Origin of the sequence: Parablautia muri, assembly GCF_009917485.1 — a bacterium.
GTDB classification, from domain to species: domain Bacteria; phylum Bacillota; class Clostridia; order Lachnospirales; family Lachnospiraceae; genus Suilimivivens; species Suilimivivens muri.
The window spans coordinates 125,536-148,830 of sequence record NZ_QZDT01000001.1 but is presented as its reverse complement, the minus strand read 5'-3'; the positions used below and the strand labels follow the sequence as shown (position 1 = coordinate 148,830).

Genomic DNA, 23,295 nt, shown 5'->3' with positions numbered 1-23,295 from the left:
AGTTGTAGTCCGGCACGGTATTATGTTTTTTTCAATCTCGGACCTTATATTTGACCACCTTTCCCCGGTCAAGGAAAAGATAGGAGATCAGATGGCGTTTCTGCAGTTCATCCAGGATGGAGACTGCCTGGCGCTGGAAACGGGTACGGAACCATGCAGTCAGTTCCTTCACGGTACAGATCCACTCACCGGGGTATATGGTATAGCCAATACCGTCTATGCGGAGATAAGAAGTGCGGAAGTTTGCGTAGTTGCAAAGCACCGTATAATAAAAAAGGCCGGAACCCCCGCTTGCGCGAATGCTCCGGTCTGCCATTAAGTTCTGGATAAAGTGCCAGTAGATCTGGTAGCGTGGATAGTCCACGATCTGTTTGATCTCTAATTGATATTCTGACATACATTTGTTCTTTCGCTATATAATTCAAGGGAGAAAATGACTTTTGCTTATCATTTTCTCCCCTTTTCATGGGTCCATTTCCCAATAGCCCGTTATTATACAGTCTGTTTAAAAAACTTACTTATCGCTTATGCTGATTCTTCTCTACAGCACGCCCTTAGTTGACCACACCGAACCATTCAGGCGCTCCTCGTACATGGTAGCCATATCAAGTGCTTTGGCAAAGGCTTTAAAACTGCTCTCCGCAATGTGGTGATTGTTGCTGCCTGAAATCTGCTTGATATGCAGATTCATAGATGCCGTATAGGAAACCGCATAGAAAAAGTCATGTATCATCTCCGTCTGCATATCTCCAAGAAGGGGAACTGTGTACTGGGCATTATAGGAAAAGTAAGGTCTTCCGGAAAGGTCCACAGCGCACAGCACAAGTGCCTCGTCCATAGGCAGCATGGCGCTTCCATACCGTTTAATCGCTTTCTTATCTCCCACTGCCTCTTTAAGGGCCTGTCCTAAGACAATTCCACAGTCCTCCACTGTATGATGAGAATCCACCTCCAGATCTCCCTTGCAGACCAGTTCTAAGTCAAAAAGACCATGACGGGCAAATCCGTTCAACATATGATCAAAGAATCCTATTCCTGTGTTAAGATTACACTTTCCGCTCCCATCCAGGTTTAACATCAATGTAATATCCGTTTCCTTTGTTACTCTGTTAATTGTTGCGATTCTAGGTTCCATAACCTTCTCCTCCTCATTTCCTTGGTAATACCGTTGAAAAATAATATTTAGCGCCAATATAATAGCATTCCACGTAATACAACGGAGTTTCGTCCTCCAACAAAGTGGTGCACTCCATCCGAAGTACCGGGGCGTCATGGGCTATCCCTAAGCTTTTCTGAATCTCAATCCCAGGCATATCAGCTTCCAGCCTAATCCTTCCATCTCCCATCCTAAGGTGATACACTTCTTCATAGATTTGGTACAGAGAACTTGTATCGTCCAGATATTTCTGCAGGTTGGGACATAATTTCTGTGGGATATAAGCAATCTCGTAAGCCATGGGGCTCTCATCTCCTTTGCGGATCCTTGTAATCCGGTAGCACTTTTCCTCCTCGCCAAGCAAAAGCTCTCTCACTACCTGCCGCTCCGGATTGCTGACCAGTTCAATGGAGATAATCTCAGATGATGGTGCAATTCCTCTGCTTTTCATCTGTTCCGTAAAGCTCTCCATTTTAGAAAGCTGGTAATCTGATTTCTTATGCTTGACAAAGGTGCCCAGAGCAGGCCTCTTTACAATATAATCTTCATTTTCCAGATGTGACAGTGCTCTGCGGATAGTGTCCCGGCTTACACCGTATTCTTCCTGAAGCTCTTTTTCCGTCTTAATCCGGTTTCCCTGCTTATACTCTCCACTTTCAATCTTTTCCTTTAGCTGCTTATAAATTGTCCGATATCGGGCTTCTCTCGCTTTTTCCATATCATCACCACAGGCAAATTCAGTTTCTACTTTTTATTTTAAACCAGGAAACGCAACTTTTCCATCTCTTTTTTACATATACTGTAATGAAAACTACAGTAAGGGCTTTGCCCGGAAAATTCAGGCAAAGCCCTTCGCCATCTCCCACAAATTTTTGTATGAGAAATTAGATATTCAAAAACTCCCTGGCCGCTGCCGCAACCGCTTTCCCTGCCATTCCATCAATAGCAGTTCCAATTACCAGAATATTTACTCCGGTATCTTTAAAAGCACGGAAATTATCAATATTAATTCCACCCTCCGCCAATGTAGGAACCTTCACTGCCTCCACCATCGCACACAATCTTTCTTTCAGCACCTGCGGGATCTGCCCGGCATCAATTCCCTCATAGCTCATACCTGTCATGAGACCAATCATGTCTGTCCCTATTTCTTCCATTTGTCTGGCCAGATGCGCCACTTCTTCCGGCTTTTCTGCGGAAATGCCAAAGGTATGAAGGTCTGTGGGCAGACCGATATAGGCGTCCACACACAATCCATATTTATGGGCTTTTTTTACAAGCTCCTCTAAATCGTAAAGGGATGACTTATGGGTATGCAATCCATCCGCACCGGCTCTGGCCATCATAAGGAAATCTTCATCCGTAAGAGGCATGGGCAGAATCTCCGTAAATCCTCCCGGAATACCTGTAGTAATATAAATATCTTTCCCAACCACGTTTCTCACGCCCTGGGTCACCTCTGCCATTTGTGCCACCGTAATTCCATAGCGCACCTGCTCCGCTTCATGCATGGTGGTAACACCCTTATAGCCTCTTGCCAATGCAACAGCCGGATGATTGGGCTCCAGCATTTTAATACCTGCATCTACCACCGCCTTGGCCATACGTGCATCATCTCCTGTAATGCCCGTGCTTAAAACGGTATGGCCTCCTCCTGCTTTAATCGCCATTTTTACTTTATTCATAGCGGCACTCATTTTTCGTGCCATGTCATTTGTATACATAATACTCCTCCATGATCATAATTCAAGTCAAATACGAAATGTCATTCTCCGCCATCGTTCATTCCAATGCCTTACGCATTTCTTTCGGAAAGATTGCAAATCACAGTTAAAACAGCCTGCATCCCTACCGCAACTACCATACACACAACCGCCAGAACCGCTTTGTTGTTGGACATAAACGGCGCCAGGAAACAGGGCACGTATGCCGTACATTTCACATCAAACATGCCAATCAAAAGGCCTGTCACCGTAGCGGACGCAATCACAGAGGCAAAAATCTTTTTACTGGCAAACATAAAGGGATAAGCTGCCTCCACGAAGGTTCCGAATCCCAGATTAATGACGATGTTGGGGATACTGGTCACGCGGTCACCGTCCTTCTTAGGCGCAATGATATTGCCCAGCTGAAGCCCTGCGCAGACCATAACCATGGAGCAAAGGTCGATACATCCTAAGAAGCTGTAACCTGTGGATTCCATTTCCAGAAGGATAATTGGAAGGATTGCCGCATGATACACACCACCCATAATTGCAAACCAAATGGCAAATCCGGCAATGGCTCCTGCTAAAATGGGATTTACTGCTAATGCCCAGTCAATAGCGGCCTTGATCATATTGCCGACCCAAAGTGCAACAGGTGCAATCAGAAACATTCCGATAAAGCCGGCTGCAAGTCCTGCAATTCCACCCGCCGCAATATTTGCAGTGGTGCCAGGCACTTTATATTTAAAGCAAAGAGAAATAATATAATAGGCAAATATACCTGCTATGATACCTGTACAGAGCCCGCCGATGATTCCTCCATCAATTGAAAGAGCTCCCGCTACGATACCCGCAACAATTCCCACTTCGTCCAGCCCCGATACCTGCTTTGCTGCGATAGCTGCCAGAATAATAGGAAGATAACCTACCAGTGTGTTAAACACTTCCTCCAGCACACTAAGCCCCGGAACCTTGCTTAGCGCCAGGCACAACGCCATAGCGATAAAACCGGGCATGGACGCCATCATAATTCCTCTGAAATTGATTCGCTTCCACACGCTGCCTTCCTGCACCTGTCCGCCGCCTGAGGAACCGATAATAGGGGAATATTTCAGTTTCCATTCCTTTGATAAAGCCGATACTGCAGAAATTGCCCGTGTCCTGTTTGTGGTTCCTGTGGTCCCGGATGCTGCAATAACACGGCATCCCATAGCCTGTGTATTTGCCATGGAGGTTCCGCCTGTACCTGCACAGGGGATTTTCTTTTCTGCAGCAGCCGTCAATGCTTTATGATTGACTCCCTTAGGATCACAGCTTAAGAGCATGATACCATCAATCTCGTCCTTTCTAATCAACTCCGCCAGCTCCTGATCTGTCTTATCCGCCATCTGGTTAATTTCTTTTAGGGTTTTTTCTTCACTACTTCCTATGGTGTTTTTACCTGAAAGTGTCCACAGCCTTGCTTTCGTATCCATGGAAATATTATCCATGGAAGCGCTTGTTCCGATAAACTGGACGTAGGATACTTCAATTCCGGCAGATTCCGCCTGTACGAACACCTCATGCATCATTTTTTCCGGATCCGCGCCACCCTGATTGTACAGATTACCGCCGCTGCTTCCGATAATTGCCAAATGCTTCATCTTCCACCCCTCCTTATGTATGTTGGTATTAACTTTTGTAAACTACATACACGATATCATAAGATACGTACATTTGTAAATCGGATGAATTGCCAATAAAAAAGTTTATATTTGTATATTTTGCACAATTATCCCTCAATTGATTTGTTTATTATATACATTTTACCTATTTTGAATGCAATCATTTATCAGCAAATGTATGTTATTATCATACAACTTTCTTGCCTATGTGTACATTTTGTATTAAGCTCTTTTCGGGAAAACTCTTGTCAATTCATTTTCAAGCTAACTAGAAGCATGTTACATTCGTAATAAAAAAGTATAGAAGAATTACACTTCTATACTTTTCATCTTCCCATTACGATAATCCTACAATAATCAAGCTTCTTTCAATCTTTTGCTATTTCCTCATTTAATATTTCTATTGCCTTTTCCACTTGATTGTCACTTCCATCAGCTTCACTGGCATCATAGTCATACTCCAACTCAATATCCGGTTCAATCCCAACACCATGAATATTTCTTCCGGCAGGCGTATAGTAAGCACTGATGGTCAGCTTAAGAGCCGTTCCGTCCTCAAGCCTGTGTATCTGCTGCACAATTCCTTTCCCATATGTGGTAGTTCCGATCAGTGTTCCTTTATGGTAATCCTGAATTGCCCCTGCCAATATCTCCGATGCACTTGCCGAATATTCATTCACCAACACTACCAAAGGAATATCCAGTTCTCTCTCCCCGTCACAGGTATATTCCTTGCGCGTTCCCTGCTTATCCTCTGTATACACGATAAGACCTTCCGGCAAAATTTTTCTTGCAATTTCAACCACCGCACTTAGATCCCCACCAGGATTACTGCGCAAATCCAGTATCATCCCTTCCATACCATTCCCACGCAGCTCCGCCATTGCCTCCGTGTATTGATCCACTGTCACAGTATCAAACTCCCGGATTCGCAGATAACCAATATGATCGGCATTCTCCAACATTCCGCTGTCTACGGTAGTCGTTTCTAGCCGTTTGCTTCGCTTTATTTCCAGCCTCTGAAAGTCTACCTCACCTTCTCTGTAAATCGTCAGCCGTACCGTAGTCCCTTCTCTGCCTTTCACCAGGCTGACCACCTGGGTCAGGCTCATTCCCTGGGTCGATTCCCCGTCAACCTCATAAATAATATCGCCCTCCCGCAGGCCTGCTTCCTGTGCAGGAGATTCTTCCATAACACCGTTAATCATAGCCATATTCATCTGCTTACTCATAGAAATGTAAGCGCCAATTCCATAAGAAATACCCTGATTGCTGTTTATTACCTCCTCTAGTTCTTCCTTAGAATAATATTCCGAATATGGGTCATCCAGGGAATTCACCATTCCCTTATAGATCCCTTCCTGCATCCCCTGTGCATCTACCTTATCTTCATAATAGTAGTACTCGCTGATAGCATCCTCAATAATCTTCATTTTTTCAAAGGTATCGGCAGTTATCACACTTTCCTGACTGCCTTCTGCCGCCGTATCCACTGCCCGTCCATTATAGAACCAATAAAGCACTCCTCCTGCACATACGCAGAGAAAAAGCAGAGAAACAATAAGCATTCCTGTAATCAGACCTTTTAAAAAGTCTCTGGAATGTTTTTTATTTTCACCTTCCTTAACCGGTCCCTCCTGTTCCCAGGTTCTGCTGCCTATTTCGTCTGATTTGTCCACTTAAATCTCTCCATTTCAAATTTTTTATTATAAATCTTTCACGTCTTCAATAACGAATTGAAAGATAAACTACACGCATTCCGTTTAACCGCCTAAATAATTCTTTGGATTTACGTAGCTTCCATTTAATCTCACGCCAAAGTGCAGGTGGTTCCCTGTAGAGCGCCCTGTTGTTCCCACTGCCGCTATCTTTTGCCCCTTAGAAACTTCTGCCCCTTTAGAAACATAAAGAGCGGATGCGTGCATGTAAATCGTATACAATCCATCGCCATGATCTATCATAATGTAATTTCCCATGCTGCTGCTGTAAGCGGCCGCCACTACCGTCCCGTTATAAGCCGCTAATATTGGGCTGCCTCCCGGCGCTGCCATATCAATACCATTATGAAATTTCATAACATTTAAGGTAGGATGCATGCGGTTTCCATATTCATCCGAAATCCTTGTATAAGAAGGGGCCGGCCATGCAAACATACCTCCATCATACTTGCGGGCCTGTTCGGCCGCCAGCTTTTTTTTCTCCTCAGCAACCGCTGCTTCCAAAGCTGCAATCGTTTCATTTTCCGATGCAATACTGGCCTCATATTCTTTAATAGCAGCCTCCTGACTTTGAATATCACCTGACATCTTATATATTTCCTGCTCCTTGGCTGCAATCAGTTCGTTTAATGAAGCCTCCTCCTCCTTGGCTGCCGCTTTTGCTTCCTCTAATACATCCTTTTCTTCCTCTAATCCTTCCTTACAAAGAGATACATATTCTGCGTATGCCACATATTCATCTAGCATCTTCCGGTCGTAGGAAGAAAGCATCTCTATATAATCTGCCTTATTGAGCATATCACCAAAGCTTTTCGCCCCCATAAAAAGCTCTAAAAACAGAGTATCCCCTTTTTCATACATAAACTTAATGCGGTTTTTCATAGCTTCATACTGAGCATGCTGCGTATCAATGGCTTCCTCGAGCTCCTTTGTTTTTACTTCGATTTCTTCTTCCTTCTCTTCAACCATTACTCTCAGTTCATCCAGCTTAGCCTGAATATTGGCCAAATCAGTATCAAGCTCCGCCACGTAATTCGCCAAATCAGCTTTTGAAGCTTCCAGTTTCTTTTTCAATGCTTTTACGTCTGTAAGCCCGCTCTGCAGCGCCTTTTTTTCTTCCTTTGCCTTATTGATTTCCGCTTCTTTCTTTTTAATACTGTCATTGGTCAATTCGCTGGCATAAGCAGTCGTCTCACCTTGAAAGGCAATTCCCAAAATCAGTCCAAGACAAATCAGCACACAGGCCATATTTCTCCATCGCTTCATTCATTCACCTCAATTACACCTTAAGGTGTTTCCTGACCGTAGTCACACTGCCTAAAAAGCCCATGCCTACTCCCATTATAACGGATGCTGGAAGTAGAGTATTGAAAATAACCTCCACCGGCAAAAAAGATAATAATTTTGTCAAAATTGAAAATCTTAACATAATATATTCAATCACTTTTTCATAAAGAACATACAAAATCCCAATTGGTATCAATGCGCCAACCAGTCCTATCATCATACCTTCAATGACAAATGGGGCCCGCACAAAAAAATCCGTGGCGCCAATATACTTCATAATATTGATTTCTTCCTTCCGCACCGAAATACCGATAGTCACTGTATTGCTTATAAGGAAGATAGATACAGCGAACAAAATAGCTATGATGCCCACTGAAATATATGCCACCAACGCATTCACACCTGTAAGAGTTGACGCCATAACTTCCGATCTATTGACCAGCCTGATTCCTTCTGTTTCCTCCAAATAGGATACTAGTGCGGGCTGCATAGATACATCGCTTAAATAAATTTCATAGCTGGCAGAATTCTCTAAAGGATTTTCTGTAAAGCCATCGGAATATTCCCCAAGATATTCCTCCTTGAACTCCGCCCACGCTTCATCTGCTGATTTATATACTATCTTGGAGACCTCTGTGCGCTTTTCAATCATTGCACCAATCTCCTGTATCCGTTCCTGGCTGATTCCGTTATCAAAAAAAACGGTAACTGACATTCCTTCTTCCGCATTTTTTACAATACTCTGAAAGTTCATAACAATAGCATAAAACAAACCGAACAAAAACAGACAGGCGCCAATCGTAGCTATAGATGCTAACGAGAACCATTTGTTTCTGAAAATATTGATAATTCCCTGCTTGATGGTGTAAAAAAATGTACTAATCCTCATCTATGTAACCACCTTTTTCTTCATCGCTCACAATGACGCCTTTCTTCATTGTAACAACCCTCTTTTGCATTGCATTAACAATCTCACGATTATGGGTTACTACAAGCACCGTAGTCCCGTTTTCATTAATCTGTTCAAGCAGTTTCATAATTTCCCATGAATTTTTAGGATCCAGATTACCGGTAGGTTCATCTGCAAGAAGAATGCTTGGCTGATTGATTAATGCTCTGGCGATCGCCACCCTTTGCTGTTCTCCGCCGGAGAGCTGCCTTGGCTTTGCCTTATATTTCCCTGCCAGCCCTACAATTGCCAGGATACTGGGAACATTTCTTTTGATTTCCTTATTGGATACCTGTATAATACGCTGCGCAAATGCCACATTTTCATACACGTTCCTATCCTTTAAAAGGCGGAAATCCTGAAAAACAATACCAAGATTTCTTCGGAATTTCGGTATTTTCCTATGGCGAATACGTGTCAAATCGTACCCCATTACATTAATATCACCTGAAGTAGGAACCAGCTCCCTGAGTAGAAGCTTAATCATAGTTGATTTTCCTGACCCACTGTCCCCTACAATAAACACGAATTCACCCTTTTTAATATGTAAGCTGACTCCGTTGAGCGCAGGGGCCCCAGTAGCATATGCTTTACTCACATTGTTGAGCGTAATTATTTCGTCTCCCCCGGAAATATGCTTCTTTCTTCTCCTGCTTTTTGCATCACTTCTGACCACGATTATCCTCCACCTGTACTTCCATGCTTAATTTTAATAATCAAGGCTCTCCATATAATTCATGTATTTCACTACCATAAGTGCAATTCTGAATGTAATGGCATCTTCGAAAATACGAAGATCCAGCCCTGTGCTCTTTTGTAGCTTATCCAGACGATACACCAGCGTGTTTCTGTGGATAAACAGCTGCCTTGATGTTTCAGATACATTGAGACTGTTCTCAAAAAATTTGTTGATGGTCGTGAGCGTTTCCTCATCAAATTCATCCAGACCTCTACCACCAAAAATTTCTTTGATAAACATTTTACATAACGGTATAGGCAGCTGATAGATCAAACGACCAATTCCCAACTCACTGTAGGCAATAATATTTCTTTCATCAAAAAAGATTTTGCCCACATCCATCGCCATTTTTGCTTCCTTATAAGAACGGCTGACCTCTTTGATTTCTCTGACCACCGTCCCATAAGCAATATGCACTTGTGTCATGCCTTCCTTTAACAGAAAGGCTTCTATACTATCCGCGCTCTTTTCAATTTCCTTCGCGCCATCCCCCTCAGACAGATCCTTAACCACAATCACATTATTTTCGTCCACTGCAGTGACGAAATCCTTGCTGTTACTGCCGCAGAAGCTTCTCATAACCTCTAAGACATTACTGTCCCGGCTATTTCCTGTCTCAATTACCAGCACGGCCCTCTTTACATCCGTCTGTATATGCAGTTTTTTTGCACGGCTGTAAATATCCACCAAAAGCAGGTTGTCAAGCAAAAGGTTTTTGATAAAATTATCCTTATCAAACCTTTCTTTGTAAGCCACCAGCAGATTTTGAATCTGAAATGCGGCCATCTTTCCTACCATATATACATCTTCACCAATTCCGGATGCAATCAAAACATACTCCGGCTGCTGTTCATCGTATATTTTGAAATATTGGTATCCCCTTATCTCCTGGGAATCAGCCGGCGATCTGGCAAATTCCACCGTTTCAGACTCGCAGCCTGACATACTAGGCGTTGTAGAAGCCGCTTCCTTTCCATCCACATCCATAACACAAAAATCTACCCTTGTGATTGCCTTAAGCCCTTCAATTGTGTTCTGTAAAATCTGATTAGAAATCATGTGCCCCCTCCTTCTATTGTTTAAAATGCTATGCAAAATAAACAATATTTCTATTAATTATTTTTCTCCCCTTTACACTCCTTTTTTTATATTAATATAAATGTACAAAAAAATCTACCTTTAATTGTGATTTTTTTGTGTATTTTTAATGCTTTTTGGTGCTTTTTTCCAACCCAAAACGCTATGCAACCTTCACAAAAAACAAAAGCAGGGCATCAAATTAAATATTCCACTTTTTACTGATTCATGTTATAATAAGTAACAGATTGTATGCTTCACAAACTGTTCTTGTTGTTGATATCGGCACATTCGTTATATTTCTATATTGAATGGAACGAAAACAACGCTTATCCATCAAGGCTTTATAGTCTGATACGTATAATAATAAGGGTTTTTATGGCATATGTCAAAATCAAATTGAAAGTATGGAGGATTTATTTATGAATATTCCCGAGTTATCAACCGCTTTGGCAAACGTACAGCTTTCTAATCAGGTTGGGATTGCTGTTCTTGATAAAGCAATGGAAAATTCCGAAATAATTGGCGAAAGTCTGATTAACATGATGAGCAATTCTATGGAGTTATCAGTAAATCCCCACATCGGAGGCAACATTGATATGCTTGTCTAACAAGCTCCCAGTGTGTATATGGCAGCGCGGGCATTGAATCGTTCTTAGGTAACGTTTCAAACTTTCTTCACGCTATCATTTGGATAATTTTTTGTACAATCCAAAACAAAGCTCCCGTCATCACACCAATGCAGAGGATAAGGGCTAGTACGAAAGGTACGGAAACCAGCTTATCCTTTTTTTCTGCCCTTTGAAGAAATGTTCTCCTTAGGAGAAAGCAAGACAGTATTCCTTCTCTCCCCTCATTTATACTAATCCAAACAAGCACAGCCCACGCCAGCGGTAATGTAACTGCTGCCAGTACCAAATAAACACCCATTCCATAGAGCAGGAAATCAAATGTAATGGCTCCGGCCTGTTCACTGTAAACATTTGGATTCACTCGAAATGCCCCGTATAAAAGTATAATCTGACTTCCATTAACCAAGCCATGATACAGGATACAAGACCACAAGCTTCCTGTCACTTCCAACAAAAGAACTGCTAAAATCCCCATTCCAAATGCATAGCTTGCCTGATTAAAATTCATATGAATCAAAGCAAAAATAAGCGCAGACATAATCATTGCCCCAAAGGCGCGCCCTGACCGATGATATGAATGATAATAAGCCCCTCTGCAGGCAATTTCTTCAAATACAGGCGCCACAATTCCCACCGACAAATATAAAAGGACAAAAGGCATTTGTCCAATATTCATACTCTCCATTGCAGATGCCACTTCATTTTCCACCCAAATTTGCGAAAAGAGATTCAGTACTGTCAACAAGGGCATACTTAGGAATGTAAACAATCCCGTCATAAGCACAGAAGTAAATTTCATCTTGTGAAATCCCAGAAAAGCAAGTATATTTTCTTTTGATACCAATATAAAAATCAGTACCGGCAATATCACCACTATTTCACAGATTAAATTGTTGAAAACAAGGCTTTCTGCAAGAGAAGGTAAAAATTTAGCCATCACAAGCAACAGCCCTATATAACCTATGATTGTTATCAAAAAAGCCCAATTTGCTTTTTTACTGTTCATTTATTCATCCCCCGCATCTCCAATAACCCGCAAATTGGGGCTAAACCAGCTTAATCCCGTCCGGCTCAATCACAATAAGCCTCTGCTTATATAAATTACCTACTGCACGTTTAAATTCATTTTTACTCATGCCTGTAGCATTTCTGATTAATTCCGGGTCTGCTTTGTCATTAAAGGGCAGCCTTCCGCCTTCTTCCTTTATCATCTCTATTAGCTTTTCTGCGTCTTTGCCCATTTGAATATAAGCCTTTTCTCGAAGGCTTAAGGTCAATTTCCCATCCTCAAGCACGCCTGCTACCCTGGCCGTAATCCTGTCTCCTACCTTAACATCCCCTGTAGGTTCTCTTTTGGGTATCATTCCACAATAGCAGTTATCCACTGCCACAAACATTCCAAAATTTTCAATCACTTCATAAACAAGGCCCTCTACTCTGTCATCCTTTTTATAAGGGCTGTCCGTCCGTAAGTAAGGATAAACCTTCATTGTGGTACAAAGCCGTCCGCTCTTATCAATGTAAAGTGCAACCAGGCAGTCTTGCCCCTCCTGTAGCTTTCCAGTCTGCTCTTTAAAAGGAAGGAGCAGATCCTTCTCTAACTTCCATCCCAGAAACGCTCCTATTTTCCCGACTTCCTTTACCTTAAGCACCGCTACCTCACCAACGGAAAATTCCGTTTCCCTGATGGTCGCAATCATTCTATCCATGGAATCCCTATAAATAAATACGTTCAGGCACTCTCCAACCTTTGCTTCCTTTGGCACCTCTTTCTTTGGCAGAAGCACCCTATCTTCCGGATTTCCTCCCTCTCCGGTATCAGCCAGATATACGCCAAAATCAACTTTTTTTACAATTGTAAGTTCCTGTCTTTCTCCTAATTGTATCATGCTTGTTCTTATCCTCCATACCAGAGCAGTTTACTGAAATAAAATTGCACATGTTCACTAACAAATGCATGCATCTCCTGAAGCAATAAACGATCAGGCCTGTGCCTTACTTCCCCTTTTCTTCCTGCAATTCCACAATACAACAAATTTGATCCTCTTCATCCTTTAACACAATGAAAGATTTCCCATCCTCTGTAGCCATTATGTATGGAATCAGCACATCTCCTAATACTACCTGCTTTTTATATTCTGCCCGTAATTGTCTTATCTGACAGCTTCTTTCCAAATTATCTATCGCTATTCTCACAAACTGCCCATTATTTACATGGTGGTTCGTATCCAAATGACAGGGGCGAATCTGCACCTTTTCCCGGCATTCCATATTTTCAGGAACCTGTATTTTTCTGGGGGCGTATTCCATATCAAGCTTAGGCTCCAAAACATATTTTTCATGCATATCTTCAGGCGCCTTCACCGGCATCCCCGTCCTTGTATCAAGGAGGCTCCAAACCGTATTGGCACAAGCCAGCCGCCTGCCCTCCTCATCTGTCATAAAAAAATTTCGAAACCCCAAAAAACCTTTAAAGTCATATGGTATAGTTCCCACCGTAACTCTCTCGCCCAAACCCGGATACCGCTCCACCACAATCTGCCAGGAGGACATTACCCATACCAGATGCCGCTCCTTTAAACATTTTACTCCCAGGCCTATATCCTCCGACTGAAAGGTGGAACAGTCCTGAAAATAATCAAGCAGTGATTCCAGTCTCAAATGTCCTGATTCATCCAGCTCACTGTATCTGATTCTGCTTTTATAACTATACATATTCTTCCTCTCTTCTAAGAATTTATTTCACATAAAGAGTTTGGAAGTTTACTTCCAGACTTTCCTACTTCTTTTATATTATACACGGTTTTCCTGCCAAATACAACAAAGCACATAATGGCTTCACAGAAATCAATTTTCAAAGACGCTGTGTGCCGGAAAATTGGTTTCCGTGGCCTTAAGGGAAGCAGCGTTGACAGTGACGCGTAAAGAATGATACAATAAAAAAAATGTCAGATTAAGAAGTAATATAAAAATGAAAAAACTCTTACAGATAGTCACGAAATCCTTAAGTATATTATATAAAATTCTTCCATTTTTTATCGGGATGTACTGTTATTATCCTGTTTTTGTGGAGCAGGATCAACGTATTTACCCGTTTCTAGACTGCCTCTATGCCTCTTTCAGGTTGTATTCCGGAGTTACCGAAAGCGACATTCCGGTCGGTGCACTTCTTCAGGTTGCGCGTTTCCTGGCACTGGCCGCAACTCTCAGCATATTGGTAAATCTACTCAACAGAATGAACGATATCATCAATGGGATCAAGCTTCTGGGTCCGGATTCAACAGTTGTCTATGGAGATTCCGTCTATGCGGGATATGTATATGGAAGCCTTGACCAGGGACTGAGAATCCGCGGGGAAGAAAAATTTATCGCTGGTGCTTCCAGGTACCTGCTCATGTTCTCCGGCGATGCGGCAAATCTGGAATTTTACAGCAAAAATTATGAGTCTCTTAAAAATAAAAATGTATACATAATGCTGGAGAATATATCCAGGCAGAATATCGAAAACCCATTGATCACGGTTTTCAGCATTGCAGAGAGTTGTGCCCGGCAATACTGGAAGGATCATCCTGTATCCCAAAGCGAAAGAATCGCGATAATCGGATTCGAAAGTCTCGGCAAAAATATCCTGTTGTACGGGCTTCAGATGAATCTGATCGATTTCCAACAACATTTTGAATATCACATTTTCGGGGATGGAGCGGAATTCCGGCGGGAGCATACCGAGCTTGACAAAATGACTCCCGATGAAATTATTTTTTACGATGACGGTGTCTGCGAATACGCAAAGATGACGCATTTTGACCGTATCATAATATGTGGCGTGGAAGGGAACGACAATATCGCCACCGTGAGCAAATTGCTGATATCAGCGCCGATAGATTGTCCGGTTTATGTTTACGCTCCCAATGGCGACATCATAACCAATCTTTTCGGCAGGGACAGGGTCATATGCTTTGGAGCCGCCAGCAGCACAGCCTCTGCCGACATGATCTTCAATGGAAAATCTATGGAAGCCGCCCGCAGGCAACATGAATTTTACTATAAGCAGTATGGCGGAACCCCCTGGGAAAAGCTCGACAGCTTCAAGCGCTATTCCAATGTGAGCTCATCAGACTATATGTATACCATAGACCGTCTGCTTGAAAGAGGCATGCCTGTGGAAAGCATTGCAAGGCTGGAGCATATCAGGTGGTGCAGGTACCACTATATACATAACTGGAAATACGGCGCGGACACGGATAGCAATAAACGCATACATAACTGTCTCGTACCGTTTTCCGAGCTCAGCGAGGAAGAAAAAATAAAAGATATTGAAGCAATCAAAAGCAAAATGTGAGGAACAATGTACACAGTGGCGAATGAATGCGCCAGGACATGCGTTTCATTTGCCAGGAGAAGTATGTATGAAGTATGCGAGAAAAAAGCCAAAGACAGTAATGGCATATCAGCTGGGCAGCCACTCGCCCATGGAAAAGGATCTTATCTGTGAGGGTGCCATCCGGCTTCTGCCGGATGGCAGTTACGCGCTTTTCTCTCAGGAGGCGGTCAACGGAAAGGGTGAGATTGCCCTGCCAGGGGATTATTTTAAGGTGGATATTGTCGATGGCATGCGGTATCCCTATCCCAACAGCAGAAAGTATTTTGAGGCGAACCACCGTCACCTGCAGGGAGATACTTATGAACAGTCCGGCAGTCTGTTTGCCATCTGGCAGGATGGGGATGATCCCTGTGAGGAGATGGACTTCCTGATCTCCGGCGGACGGCTGGTCATCTGCAAGGAGGACAGTGTCCGATACTTTAACGCCATCCTCTGGGATGCACCGCTGAGTGCGGCCAGAGACGCCACGGTGGTATTCTATCAGGTAGAGCGGGACAGCCAGGGCCGTATCAGGGATGTCCGGTTCAATTTTGTCGCACGCCGGGATTTTGAGCGGGATTATGACATTTTAGACGGAATGTAAACCGGTCTGAGGGCTGAAATGCTTTGCATAATATGTGTGATAAACTTTTGTTTTTGATAGAGTCAGGAGGAATTGAACTGTGAATTTAAAAGAATTGCTGCAATTTGACAATATCGTTATCCAGTGTCATGACAACCCCGATGCGGATGCCATCGCCAGCGGCTATGCGCTCTTTGTATATCTGCGCGCCCGTGGCAGGCAGGTACGGCTAATCTATGGAGGCAGCCAAACCATCCAAAAGAGCAATCTGGTTCTGATGGTGGAGATGCTGGACATCCCCATTGAATATGTCCGAAGCCTGGTGGAGGAGCCGGAACTTTTACTGACTGTGGACTGTCAGTATGGGGAAAAAAATGTCCAGAGCTTTCCGGCCCGGAAGGTAGCAGTCATTGATCACCACAAGATGCGGCCGGAAGATCTTCCTGCCATGAGAGAAGTGCGCGACAATTACGGCGCGTGTGCTACGATAGTCTGGGATATGCTCTGCGAGGAGGGCTTTGACGCCGGAGAGGATGAAAGGCTGTCCACCGCGCTGTATTATGGGTTGTTCATGGACACCGGTAAATTGCAGGAGCTTCGCCATCCAAAGGACAAGGACCTGCGGGATGCGCTGGAGTTCCGCTGTAACAGGGGAAACCTTTTCCTGTTTCAGAACAGCAATCTGTCCCTGGAGGAACTGCGGATTGCCGGACAGGCGCTATCCGGCTACGATTACCATCCGTATTATCGGTTTGCCATAGTAGAGGCTCAGCGGTGCGATCCCAACATTTTGGGGGTCATCAGTGATATGCTCATAGAGGTGGATTCGGTGGACGTTTGTATCGCCTATTGTATGCTGGACGGCGGAGCGAAACTCTCTGTCCGTAGCTGTGTGAGAGAGACCCGGGCGGATGAGCTGACTGCGTATGTGGCCGAGGGGCTGGGCTCAGGCGGCGGCCATATCCGGAAGTCGGGCGGTTTCCTGCGAGAGGATCTTCTGGCTTCGGTATACGAGAGTGAGTATGGTTCCCTGAAACCATCACAGCCTGGAGTCGGTGTCCGCCGTCTGCTTGCGGAGCGGATGGAACGCTATTTCCGGGAGCAGGATCTTATCCATGTAGGAGCTGAGGATGTCCCCGATCTGTCCGGGGCGGCGGTTTATCAGAAAAGGCGTCTGCCCATTGGGTATGTGCGCGCCACAGACCTCTATCCCGCCGGAACCAGAGTGGAGGTTCGCATGCTGGAGGGGGATACTGTCTTTACCATCAGAGAGGATACCTACTTTATGATCGGGGTGGAGGCTGAGGTCTACAAAAACAATGAGGAATACTTTCTCTCCCACAATGAACCGGTGGATATACCTTACCAGTTCCAGGGCGAGTATGCGCCAACCGTTCATGAGGCTGTCAGTGCAGTGGGGTTTGAGGCAGAGGCCGGTTCCAGGAAGAATCTGAAGGATTTTGCCCGAACCTGTATACCCAGGGATACATCCTTTATCCATGCGCGTCAGCTCACTCGCAGGACCAAGGTATTTGTTTCATGGAGTGACAGCTATCTGATGGGCGTCCCAGGGGACTGGCTGGTAAGACGGACAGAAGATCAGAATGATATATATATTGTAAAAAAAGATATCTTTTCGAAAATGTACATGCCACTTTCAGAGGCACAGGCTGATTTGAACGATAATTAAAAAGGAGAATAGAAGAATGGGATTAAACGAAACGCAGAAGAAGGAACGCTCAGAATATCTGGATAGGAATCTGGAGATCACTGAGTGTTCCCAGCGCAAACCCTACGCATTTATCAGCTACGCCAGCGACAACTGGGAGGCGGTGTTCAAAACGGCTGTGGTGCCCATGCAGAGGCAGTACGGCCTTCGAGTGTATGCGGATAAGGCCTTTGACAAGGTAAATGATAAGTGGATTGTGCCCATGCTGCGCAATGTGAGAGGGGCAAACGTGATTGTGGCTTTCGTCAGCCAAAGCTATATCGAAAGCTACGCCTGTTTTCTGGAGTTGCTGACTGCCGTAAACAACCGCAAGCAGATCGTTTTCGTATCGCTGGAGGATCAACTGCGGCTGGGAGACACCACTGATCTGCCCGTGATAGAACGAGGGGCCAAAAATGAGATCATCAACCAGGGCGCTAACATCGCCACCAACACCAACAATACCTCCAACGATATCATGCGGGCCATGAAGTCGGCCTACACCAGCCTGTCCACCCTGCTGGAGCAGGACGCCCTGTCCAAGTACGATATTTCAGACGCATTTATCAATTTCTTTCGGGATGCATCCATCAACCGTAAGACAATCAACGATTTGGGAGCGGTGTGCAGGACAATCAAATCTGTCAGTCGGAACGTGTTCGATAAGGCGTTGACCACTGAGCCGGCACAGAAACCTGCATCGAAGCCTGTGCCTGTAGAAACGGCGGAGCCGATACGTCAGACAGAGCCGGCCCCTGCGCAGACAATAGAGCCGGCGCCGGTGAAACAGGCAGAGCCCGCCCCCGCGCAGGCATCGGATTTGGAATCGGTACGGCAGCCGGATACTGCATCCGTCCAGCCGGTAGAAATGGATTCGAAAGCAGATTTTTCTTTCAGCGATAGTGGGCCAAAGACCAAAAGATCCCTGAATGTCAAACTCATGGGAGCCATTGCTTGTGCTATAGTGGTAGTGCTGGTGGGGCTGTTTGTCATATTGGGCGGCGCGAAAAACGTCACCGATATGACTTATACCACTCCAGGTGGAGTCGCAGGCACCTACACCGGTGAATGGAAGAAGGACCAGCCCGAGGGACAGGGCACCATGACCGGAAGTGATGGCACCGTTTACACAGGCGAATGGAAGGACGGCGTACTCAATGGTAAGGGCACCGCCACATACGCCAACGGGGATGTCTATGAGGGTGAATGGAAAGACAGTCTACCCAATGGCCAAGGCACAACCACATATGCCAACGGAAATGTCTATGAGGGTGAATGGAAGGACGGCCTGCCCAATGGCCAGGGCACCTATACACATGCCAATGGTGCGGTCTATGAGGGTGAACATAAGGATGGCCTACGGGATGGTCAAGGTACCTATACAGATGCCGATGGCAACGTCTGGACAAGTGAATGGAAGGACGATAAACTCAACGGCCAGGGCATCGCCACATACGCCCGCGGCAGTACCTATGAGGGCGAATGGAAGGATGATAAACGGGATGGCCAAGGTACCTATACAGGTGCCGATGGCAATGTCTGGACAGGCGAATGGAAGGATGACAAACTGAACGGCCAGGGCACCGCCACATACGCCAACGGCAGTACCTATGAAGGCGAATGGAAAGATGATAAATGGAATGGTCAGGGCACCTACACACATGCGGATGGCACCATCGAGAGCGGAACGTGGGTAGATGGCGAACTGAACGCAACGCTCACCCTGGATGACGGTGTCTACACGGGAGCTGTATCTGACGGCAAACCCAACGGGACAGGCACCATGAAGTATACGAATGGACGGGTCTATGAAGGTCAGTGGAAAGACGGTCTTCGCAGTGGCCAGGGAACCTTTACAGATACCAATGGCAATGTCTGGACAGGCGAATGGAAGGATAACAAACTGAACGGCCAGGGTAGTGTGAAGTATGCTGATGGCGGGACCTACGAGGGCGGATTTGCAGACAACGTTTTCAGCGGTCAGGGCAGTAGAACCTGGGACGATGGCACGAAATATACGGGCGAATATAAGGATGGCAAATTCAACGGGAAAGGTATCATAACCTATAAGGGCGGCAGCACCTACGAGGGTGAATTCATAGATGGCGAGAAGAATGGCGAGGGTGTTTATACCAAAGCAGACGGAACCGTAGTGAACGAGAAATGGGATCGTGGAACAAAGATAAGCTGATTCGTACAAAAGATTCCGACCCAATTTACATGTCCCATAGGACATGTAAATTGGGTCAGGAGAGAAACTTCAGGAAAATATTTTTCCCAGTTTAGAATTAAATTTTTAAAATCCAATAACATAATTTTTAAGAAAACCGCATAAACACTGCATTTTCAGGCATAAAAAAAACCGGTAGATTCATTCTACCGGATTATTTTTCGCTGGGCTACAAGGATTCGAACCTTGAAATGACGGAGTCAGAGTCCGTTGCCTTACCGTTTGGCGATAGCCCAATATCAATTACTTAAAATAGTATACACGATAATATTACATTTGACAAGTATTATTTTAAATTTTTTTATAAAATATATATTCTGAATTTTTCTAAATTTCCTGAATTATTTTAAGCAATTTACACATCCTATGGAAAAAAATGTTTTCAATTTAGCAAAAATCTGGTATCTTTAAAGTGTATGTATGCTCATATATGTATTTTGATTAGGAGGGTTTTTTATGAGGTATTTTTTTAATGGCAAAATTGAAAAAGAGGATGACCTTTACACAATCCGCATTCCCTTTAATGTGTGGGAAGTCTGCAAAAAACGTGATGTAATTGAAGCAGAATTGGTTTTAGACAACAAAATTATTGAATGTGAATTAATTCCTGAAGCAAAGGGTAACTACAAAATTCACTTGCAGGAAGATGATGTTTCACATGTGGACATCACCAAAGAGCACAAGATTCTTCTTCATATTACAAAAAGTTTGATTCAAATTAATCAGAACAGCCCATACAGCTTCGACAATCCAATCCGCAAGATTGATGGTATTGACATTATCATTCAGCCTGAGGATGGTCTTTGTGGCCAGACCTGCGTTGCTATGCTGGCAGGCATTACCATTGCCGAGGTAATCAGCGTTATGGACTGCCGTGAATGGCAGGCTACTATGGGACGTGTTATCTCCGCTTTAAATTACTATGGAATTGACCACAGTGATATTATTGTTTATACCGAAGGCAAGCCGGCTACTCTCCCTAAATGCTGCATCATGATGGAAAAAATGGGGCTTTATTGCCATTATTTAGTTCACTATGATGGAAAATTCTACGATTCCAATCTGGGTATCATTCCCGAATATGATATGGGCAAGCTTCTTGGTTATCTGGAAGTAAAGGTTGAATAAATTGTAACTAAAATCCCCCGGCAGATATCGGGGGATTTTAGTTCTATTAACTATTCGGGAAATTTACACTCACACTACACCTCGAAAATTAAATCCCCATAAGTGGGAATAGGCCATACTTCTTTATCTACCATCATTTCAACTTCATCAGCCGGCGCCCGCAGCTCATCCATTGCAGTTTTTACAATATCTTTATAATAGAAGGCTTGCTCCTTCACATTACTTACATCACCTGCCTTAGCCAAAGCGTCCTCCAATTTTTCCAAAGCCGTTTTCATAGAGGAAAGTTTTCCGGAAACGGTCTTTAGTAAATCAGCGCAGGCAGATGCATCCGCCCCTGCTTCTTTTACCGCAATAACAGTATCTGCAAGAGATTTTGTATATTTCATTACAGCAGGTATAATCTGCTTAGATGCCATATCAATCATGGTAAGCGCTTCAATGTTAATGGTCTTTGTATAGGTTTCGTAAAGAATCTCCTCACGAGACTCCAGCTCTGCCTTGGTAAAAATACCAAATTTTTCAAAGAGTTTTACTGCCTTATCCGTTGTAAGACTATCCACTGCCTCAACCATGGATTTAATATTGGGAAGCCCTCTCCTTTCAGCCTCTTTTACCCACTCCTCTGAGTATCCATTACCGTTAAAAATAATCCTCTGATGTTTTGTCAAATATTCTTTAATCAAATCATGCACCGCCAGGTCAAAATTTTCTGCTTTTTCAAGAATATCGGCCGCCTCGCAAAAAGCCTCCGCAACGATAGCATTTAAAATCGTATTTGGGCTTCCAATAGAATCCGAAGAACCAACCATACGGAACTCAAATTTATTTCCCGTAAAAGCAAACGGTGATGTCCTGTTCCTGTCTGTTGCATCCTTTGTGAAATCTGGCAGAGTAGAAACACCGGTTTCCAGCTTGCCACCCTGCAATACATGGGCAGCCTCACCTGTTTCAACCAGCTGCTTTACCACATCCTCAAGCTGCTCCCCGAGGAATACAGATATAATTGCCGGAGGTGCTTCATTCGCGCCAAGTCTATGGTCATTGCCCACATCGGAAGCACTTTGGCGGAGCAGATCTGCATGTGTGTCAACCGCTTTGATAATACATGCAAGTACAAGTAAAAACTGAATATTTTCATTGGGTGTATCACCGGGATCTAACAGATTCATACCACTATCCGTCCCAAGCGACCAGTTATTGTGCTTACCGGAGCCGTTTACACCTGCAAAAGGCTTTTCGTGCAGCAGACAAGTAAGTCCATGACGGCCTGCAACCTTTTTCATCGTTTCCATAACCAGCTGGTTGTGGTCAACTGCAATATTTGCCGTTTCATATATGGATGCTAACTCATGCTGTGCGGGAGCCACCTCATTATGCTGGGTCTTTGCGGTAACACCAAGCTTCCATAATTCAATGTTTAAGTCCTTCATATAAGCACCAATACGCTCCCGTATGGTTCCAAAATAGTGATCTTCCAGCTCCTGACCCTTTGGTGCAGGTGCGCCAAATAAAGTACGCCCTGTGAAAATAAGGTCGGTTCTCTTTAAATACTTCTCCCGATCTACCAGAAAATACTCTTGCTCCGGTCCTACGCTTGCTGTTACTTTGGTAGCTTCAGTATTTCCAAAGAGCCTTACGATACGCAAAGCCTGTTCATTGATTGCTTCCATGGAACGAAGCAAAGGTGTCTTTTTATCCAGTGCCTCTCCTTTATAAGAATAAAATGCAGTAGGAATGCAGAGAATTACACCGGTCGCATCCTCTTTTAGAAAAGCAGGTGAAGTAATATCCCATGCTGTATACCCTCTTGCCTCAAAAGTAGCCCTCAGGCCTCCTGAAGGAAACGAAGAAGCATCCGGTTCTCCCTTGATTAACTCTTTACCGGAAAACTCCATGAGCATCTTGCCGTTTTCATCAGGATGGGAAATGAAAGAATCATGCTTTTCAGCAGTGATGCCTGTCAACGGCTGGAACCAGTGGGTATAATGGGTTGCACCATTTTCCACAGCCCAGTCCTTCATCTCCTTTGCAACAACATCTGCTGTTGCCAGTGATAACTCACCGCCATTTTCCATTACCCTGATAACATCCCTGTAAACATTTTTAGGTAACCTTTCTTTCATTGTAGCGCGCGTGAATACCTTGCTTGCAAAAAACTCTTCAACGTTAATTACTTCACTCATCCTTCTACTTCCTTTCGTAGTTTCCTCACAAATAAAAAATGCCCCAAAAAACTTTTGGAACATCTTTGTTCGTAACATTACTTTAAATTTTCTTCGTTCTTAAAGATACACGATAATTTACAAAATTGCAATACCCTATTTTATTTTTATCAGATTTGGCCAAAAAGAAATT

The 23,295-nt window shown here is 44.1% G+C and carries 20 protein-coding genes and 1 tRNA gene; 6 read left to right on the top strand and 15 right to left on the bottom strand.

What is annotated here, in order from left to right:
* Positions 1–31: 31 nt before the first annotated feature.
* The 10 genes from D5281_RS25295 to D5281_RS00625 all read right to left on the bottom strand — a co-directional run bounded on the left by D5281_RS25295 (position 32) and on the right by D5281_RS00625 (position 10,278).
* Positions 32–397, bottom strand: coding sequence for a hypothetical protein (locus D5281_RS25295; RefSeq protein WP_277935089.1), 366 nt, complete (start codon positions 395–397; stop codon positions 32–34).
* Between the two features lie 144 nt (positions 398–541).
* Positions 542–1,135 carry an imidazoleglycerol-phosphate dehydratase HisB gene (gene hisB, locus D5281_RS00665; RefSeq protein ID WP_160558232.1) on the bottom strand — a complete coding sequence of 198 codons (594 nt, stop codon included), beginning with the start codon at positions 1,133–1,135 and terminating at the stop codon, positions 542–544.
* A gap of 13 nt (positions 1,136–1,148) precedes the next feature.
* Positions 1,149–1,874, bottom strand: a complete 726-nt coding sequence (locus D5281_RS00660) for a GntR family transcriptional regulator (protein WP_160558231.1) — start codon at positions 1,872–1,874, stop codon at positions 1,149–1,151.
* Positions 1,875–2,040: 166 nt separating this feature from the next.
* The gene (locus tag D5281_RS00655; protein ID WP_160558230.1) at positions 2,041–2,880 is read right to left on the bottom strand and encodes a histidine biosynthesis protein; all 840 of its coding nucleotides are present in this window, start codon (positions 2,878–2,880) and stop codon (positions 2,041–2,043) included.
* A gap of 71 nt (positions 2,881–2,951) precedes the next feature.
* On the bottom strand, positions 2,952–4,505 hold the full coding sequence (locus D5281_RS00650; RefSeq protein ID WP_160558229.1) for a PTS sugar transporter: 1,554 nt from the start codon (positions 4,503–4,505) through the stop codon (positions 2,952–2,954).
* 389 nt (positions 4,506–4,894) lie between these two features.
* Entirely contained in the window at positions 4,895–6,205 is a 1,311-nt protein-coding gene (locus D5281_RS00645; RefSeq protein WP_330584722.1) for a S41 family peptidase, read from the bottom strand.
* A gap of 84 nt (positions 6,206–6,289) precedes the next feature.
* On the bottom strand, positions 6,290–7,510 hold the full coding sequence (locus D5281_RS00640) for a murein hydrolase activator EnvC family protein (RefSeq protein ID WP_160558228.1): 1,221 nt from the start codon (positions 7,508–7,510) through the stop codon (positions 6,290–6,292).
* A 13-nt stretch (positions 7,511–7,523) separates the two neighbouring features.
* Positions 7,524–8,420: a permease-like cell division protein FtsX gene (gene ftsX, locus D5281_RS00635; protein WP_160558227.1), complete on the bottom strand. Its 897-nt coding sequence runs from the start codon at positions 8,418–8,420 to the stop codon at positions 7,524–7,526.
* Positions 8,410–9,096, bottom strand: coding sequence for a cell division ATP-binding protein FtsE (ftsE, locus tag D5281_RS00630; RefSeq protein WP_334296600.1), 687 nt, complete (start codon positions 9,094–9,096; stop codon positions 8,410–8,412). The genes ftsX and ftsE overlap by 11 nt, the downstream gene beginning before the upstream one ends.
* Positions 9,097–9,189: 93 nt before the next feature.
* Positions 9,190–10,278 carry a PucR family transcriptional regulator gene (locus D5281_RS00625; protein ID WP_160558226.1) on the bottom strand — a complete coding sequence of 363 codons (1,089 nt, stop codon included), beginning with the start codon at positions 10,276–10,278 and terminating at the stop codon, positions 9,190–9,192.
* Between the two features lie 440 nt (positions 10,279–10,718).
* On the opposite strand from D5281_RS00625, the gene D5281_RS00620 reads away from it, so the two are divergent.
* Entirely contained in the window at positions 10,719–10,907 is a 189-nt protein-coding gene (locus D5281_RS00620; RefSeq protein WP_160558225.1) for a YjfB family protein, read from the top strand.
* Between the two features lie 67 nt (positions 10,908–10,974).
* Here D5281_RS00620 and D5281_RS00615 read toward each other — a convergent pair whose 3' ends face one another.
* The 3 genes from D5281_RS00615 to D5281_RS00605 form a co-directional block, all read right to left on the bottom strand.
* Entirely contained in the window at positions 10,975–11,934 is a 960-nt protein-coding gene (locus D5281_RS00615; RefSeq protein WP_160558224.1) for a CPBP family intramembrane glutamic endopeptidase, read from the bottom strand.
* 40 nt (positions 11,935–11,974) lie between these two features.
* Positions 11,975–12,817, bottom strand: a complete 843-nt coding sequence (locus tag D5281_RS00610; protein WP_160558223.1) for a CvfB family protein — start codon at positions 12,815–12,817, stop codon at positions 11,975–11,977.
* 106 nt (positions 12,818–12,923) lie between these two features.
* On the bottom strand, positions 12,924–13,643 hold the full coding sequence (locus D5281_RS00605; protein ID WP_160558222.1) for an acyl-[acyl-carrier-protein] thioesterase: 720 nt from the start codon (positions 13,641–13,643) through the stop codon (positions 12,924–12,926).
* 256 nt (positions 13,644–13,899) lie between these two features.
* Between D5281_RS00605 and D5281_RS00600 the strand changes: the two genes are divergently transcribed.
* The 4 genes from D5281_RS00600 (at position 13,900) to D5281_RS00585 (ending at position 19,770) form a co-directional block, all read left to right on the top strand.
* Positions 13,900–15,267 (top strand): RyR domain-containing protein, encoded by a 1,368-nt coding sequence (locus tag D5281_RS00600; protein ID WP_160558221.1) that lies wholly within the window; start codon positions 13,900–13,902, stop codon positions 15,265–15,267.
* Between the two features lie 67 nt (positions 15,268–15,334).
* On the top strand, positions 15,335–15,892 hold the full coding sequence (locus D5281_RS00595; RefSeq protein WP_160558220.1) for a hypothetical protein: 558 nt from the start codon (positions 15,335–15,337) through the stop codon (positions 15,890–15,892).
* A gap of 79 nt (positions 15,893–15,971) precedes the next feature.
* On the top strand, positions 15,972–17,561 hold the full coding sequence (locus D5281_RS00590) for a DHH family phosphoesterase (RefSeq protein ID WP_160558219.1): 1,590 nt from the start codon (positions 15,972–15,974) through the stop codon (positions 17,559–17,561).
* A gap of 16 nt (positions 17,562–17,577) precedes the next feature.
* Positions 17,578–19,770 carry a TIR domain-containing protein gene (locus D5281_RS00585; RefSeq protein ID WP_160558218.1) on the top strand — a complete coding sequence of 731 codons (2,193 nt, stop codon included), beginning with the start codon at positions 17,578–17,580 and terminating at the stop codon, positions 19,768–19,770.
* Between the two features lie 203 nt (positions 19,771–19,973).
* On the opposite strand, the gene D5281_RS00580 is transcribed toward D5281_RS00585, so the two are convergent.
* Positions 19,974–20,045: transfer RNA gene (locus D5281_RS00580), tRNA-Gln, on the bottom strand.
* Between the two features lie 220 nt (positions 20,046–20,265).
* Here D5281_RS00580 and D5281_RS00575 point away from each other — a divergent pair.
* Complete coding sequence (locus D5281_RS00575; RefSeq protein WP_160558217.1) at positions 20,266–20,937, top strand: DUF1905 domain-containing protein; 672 nt, start codon at positions 20,266–20,268, stop codon at positions 20,935–20,937.
* Between the two features lie 74 nt (positions 20,938–21,011).
* On the opposite strand, the gene D5281_RS00570 is transcribed toward D5281_RS00575, so the two are convergent.
* Complete coding sequence (locus D5281_RS00570) at positions 21,012–23,123, bottom strand: glutamine synthetase III family protein (RefSeq protein WP_160558216.1); 2,112 nt, start codon at positions 23,121–23,123, stop codon at positions 21,012–21,014.
* Positions 23,124–23,295: the final 172 nt, after the last annotated feature.

Bases quoted from the DNA above. Each gene is read 5' to 3' on its own strand.
- D5281_RS00610 (WP_160558223.1), bottom strand. From the start codon at position 12,817: ATGATACAATTAGGAGAAAGACAGGAACTTACAATTGTAAAAAAAGTT.
- D5281_RS00585 (WP_160558218.1), top strand. From the start codon at position 17,578: ATGGGATTAAACGAAACGCAGAAGAAGGAACGCTCAGAATATCTGGAT.
- D5281_RS00660 (WP_160558231.1), bottom strand. From the start codon at position 1,874: ATGGAAAAAGCGAGAGAAGCCCGATATCGGACAATTTATAAGCAGCTA.
- D5281_RS00600 (WP_160558221.1), top strand. From the start codon at position 13,900: ATGAAAAAACTCTTACAGATAGTCACGAAATCCTTAAGTATATTATAT.
- D5281_RS00595 (WP_160558220.1), top strand. From the start codon at position 15,335: ATGAAGTATGCGAGAAAAAAGCCAAAGACAGTAATGGCATATCAGCTG.
- ftsX (WP_160558227.1), bottom strand. From the start codon at position 8,420: ATGAGGATTAGTACATTTTTTTACACCATCAAGCAGGGAATTATCAAT.
- D5281_RS00570 (WP_160558216.1), bottom strand. From the start codon at position 23,123: ATGAGTGAAGTAATTAACGTTGAAGAGTTTTTTGCAAGCAAGGTATTC.
- D5281_RS00650 (WP_160558229.1), bottom strand. From the start codon at position 4,505: ATGAAGCATTTGGCAATTATCGGAAGCAGCGGCGGTAATCTGTACAAT.
- D5281_RS00640 (WP_160558228.1), bottom strand. From the start codon at position 7,510: ATGAAGCGATGGAGAAATATGGCCTGTGTGCTGATTTGTCTTGGACTG.
- D5281_RS00605 (WP_160558222.1), bottom strand. From the start codon at position 13,643: ATGTATAGTTATAAAAGCAGAATCAGATACAGTGAGCTGGATGAATCA.
- D5281_RS00575 (WP_160558217.1), top strand. From the start codon at position 20,266: ATGAGGTATTTTTTTAATGGCAAAATTGAAAAAGAGGATGACCTTTAC.
- D5281_RS00615 (WP_160558224.1), bottom strand. From the start codon at position 11,934: ATGAACAGTAAAAAAGCAAATTGGGCTTTTTTGATAACAATCATAGGT.
- D5281_RS25295 (WP_277935089.1), bottom strand. From the start codon at position 397: ATGTCAGAATATCAATTAGAGATCAAACAGATCGTGGACTATCCACGC.
- D5281_RS00655 (WP_160558230.1), bottom strand. From the start codon at position 2,880: ATGTATACAAATGACATGGCACGAAAAATGAGTGCCGCTATGAATAAA.
- D5281_RS00620 (WP_160558225.1), top strand. From the start codon at position 10,719: ATGAATATTCCCGAGTTATCAACCGCTTTGGCAAACGTACAGCTTTCT.
- hisB (WP_160558232.1), bottom strand. From the start codon at position 1,135: ATGGAACCTAGAATCGCAACAATTAACAGAGTAACAAAGGAAACGGAT.
- D5281_RS00625 (WP_160558226.1), bottom strand. From the start codon at position 10,278: ATGATTTCTAATCAGATTTTACAGAACACAATTGAAGGGCTTAAGGCA.